This window comes from Dysgonomonas sp. ZJ709 (assembly GCF_011039195.1).
GTDB lineage: Bacteria > Bacteroidota > Bacteroidia > Bacteroidales > Dysgonomonadaceae > Dysgonomonas.
Map to the genome: position 1 here is coordinate 1 of NZ_JAAKEM010000065.1, position 3211 is coordinate 3211.

Consider the following 3211-nt stretch of genomic DNA (forward strand, 5'->3'; position numbering starts at 1 on the left):
ACTCGAGGTCAACGGTGTAATTCGCGCCAAAGAAGTAAAAATAGAAGCCGCCAACTGGCCCGACTATGTATTTCACAAAGAATACAACCTACCCGCACTATCCGAAGTAGAGAACCATATCAACGAACATAAACACCTGCCTAACATCCCCTCAGAAGCAGAAGTAAAAGAAAACGGAGTCGATATAGGCGACCTTCAGATCAAGCTACTCCAAAAGATCGAAGAGCTGACCCTGTACACCATCCAGCAGCAAAAACAGCTCGAAGAACAAGGCCTGATGATCAGAGAACTTCAATCCACCATAAACAATAACCTCAAATAATCAGCCCATGAAACGCTTATTATTCACCCTATACCTCTTAAGCACCCTGAGCCTTCAGGCCCAGGACACCAGAGAATTTGCAGTAACCCATCCCAAAGCAGAGACAGTTACCGCCTGTAAAGGAATCAATCTCAAGCCCGGCTTCACCTATAAGGCCACAACCGGCGGAGCTCTGGTATTCAACATCAATACCAGCGTCTGTGCACCCGCTGCTACCACTACAGCCATAGCCGGTGACCAGAACTATATAATGACCATCACCCCCCTTGGACAAACCAAGTCGGTCACCTATAATGCACAGAAACAAATAGTCGTGGACCGTACCATCGAAGGGGACGTACCAACCATGGTCTCCATACAATACTTCGACGGACTGGGGCGTCCCGTACAAACCGTACAAAGAGGAATAACCCCCTCCGGAGCAGACCTGATATCCTTACAGGAATACGATAGCTTTGGCCGGGAATCGAACACATGGCTGCCGGCAACAATGCCCGGCAACAACGGAGCATTTGCTGCTCTGGCAACTATACAGGCCAATGCCAAAACAACAAATACCAACAACGGGACTAAAGACGATAACCCATTCTCCAAACCTGTTTACGAAGCCTCGCCGCTGAACCGTGTAGTTCTGCAATACGGCCCCGGAGCTGACTGGCATACCAACTCTAAAGCCGTCAAGACCGACTACATGACCAATACAGCAACAGGCGATCAGAGCTGCTCAATCTTCAAAGTAAGTGGCAGTAAAGACGCTACAACACTCAGCAAAGGAGCTCTCTATGCAGCCAATCAGCTATATGTTACCAAAATGACCGATGAGGACGGATATATTTCTTATGAATTTAAAGACAAGCTCGGACAAGTAGTACTCACGCGCCAGATGAACGGCTCTGTCAAGCACGACACTTACTATGTCTATGATGATTTCGGTAACCTGTGCTATGTATTACCACCAAGAGCCACTGATGATATAACCTCTTTCGGGGACGATACCGACCTGATGAAACAACTTGTCTATCTCTATAAATACGACGAGCGTAACCGCTGTATCAAAAAGCGCATACCCGGTACCGACTGGGTACACTATGTATATGATAAAGCCGACAGGCTGATCCTTTCTCAGGACGGAGAGCAACGGACAAAAGGAGAATGGACATACTCTATTCCTGATGTGTTCGACCGAGTTGTGGTCTCGGGTACCTGCACAAATAGCATAACCAACCTCAATGTACTGAATAACGTGGTGGTAACAGCCACCTACAGCGGAGCCAGTGAAATATACAAGGGATATGCCATCAGCAATTTCACACCTTCAGGGAGTACTTTACTGGCTGTAAATTATTACGATAATTATACTTATCTCACCAAGCACGGTTTTGTAAATACCGGATATAATACCCAAAGCGGATTCCCTGCTATGTACGCCACACCAAAGGGACAGCTGACAGGTTCGGCAACGGCCCTGATGGACGGTTCGGGTAAATTCCTTTATACATCCATGTATTACGACAGCAGGGCGCGGCTGGTACAAACCAAGTCGCTCAACCATATGGATGCGGACGAGAGGGAATATATAGCTTATAACTTTACGGGGCAGCCGGTAAAGAAATACCACAGGCATGAGGCTAAAGGTAAGCCTGTACAGGAAGAACTTTATACTTACTCTTACGATCATGCAGGCCGTCCTACTGAAACCAGACACCAGCTTAATAACGGAACAACTGTTATACTGGCAAAGAATACCTACGATGATCTGGGAAGGTTAAAGACTAATGTCAAGAACGCCAATGCCAACCTGACAACCACCTATGCCTATAATGTACGTTCGTGGACCAAATCGATAGCAGGTCCCCTGTTTAAACAGACCTTGTACTACAACGATCAGTATGCTGGCAGCACAAAGAGCTATAGCGGCAATATAGGTGCTATGGACTGGACTGTGACAGGTGACAAGACAAGGGGTTATGCCTTTACGTACGATAATCTCTCACGCCTGACCGCTGCCAACTATCTGGAAAACGCAACAGCTAACTCAAACTATAAAGTAGAGGCTATCACCTACGATAAGCACGGTAATATGAAAACCATAAAACGTTACGGTAAGACAAGTGCCGGAACAACCTTCGGGATAGTCGACAACCTGACTATGACTCATACGGGTAACCAGTTGCTGACAGTTAATGATGCGGGTGTAAATGTTACGATAAGCGAATCGGCTGACTTTAAGAATAACGCCAATACGGCTGCTGAATACTCCTACAACAAAAACGGGGCGATGAGTAAAGATTTGAATAAGGGGATATCTGATATTCAATATAATTCTTTAAATTTACCGAAACTCATGGATGTCAATTCATCCGGCACACAGGCTCGTATAGTATATACTTATTCGGCGGCAGGCACTAAGTTGCAAACGCAGTATTTGTCGGATAAGAGTCGTTCAATGAGTCCCATGTCAGGGATGATGACCGAATCGATTATCGGATATAGTATCAGCCCTGCAGCTCTGACTGCAACCAAGACGGTCGATTACGTAGGTAACAAGGTATACGAGAATGGTTCTTTGAAACGTGTGTTGGTCGATGGAGGCTATGTTGAAGGGGGTGTTTATTACTTCTTTTTGACGGATCATCTGGGAAATAATCGTGTGGTGGCGAATGCCGGTGGTACGGTGGTACAAAAGTCGCATTATTATCCCTTCGGAATGGCGTTTGCGGAGAGTACGGATTTGGAAAGGCAGCCGTATAAGTATAATGGAAAGGAACTGGAGCAGGAGCATCAGCTTAATATGTATGATTATCATGCCAGACAGATGGAACCGGGTACGGGTAGGTTTATGAGTGTCGATCCGCTGGCGGAAAAGTATTATAATATATCGCCGTATGC

1 protein-coding gene and 1 pseudogene are annotated in these 3211 nt (G+C 46.2%); both read left to right on the forward strand.

Annotated elements, in window-relative coordinates; all coding sequences use genetic code 11:
- Positions 1-322 (forward strand): annotated as a pseudogene (locus G7Y56_RS18300) (hypothetical protein); the annotation flags it as partial.
- Positions 323-329: 7 nt separating this feature from the next.
- Positions 330-3211, forward strand: a 2882-nt coding sequence (locus tag G7Y56_RS18305) for a DUF6443 domain-containing protein (RefSeq protein ID WP_255498815.1), incomplete at its 3' end; no start/stop codon positions are given.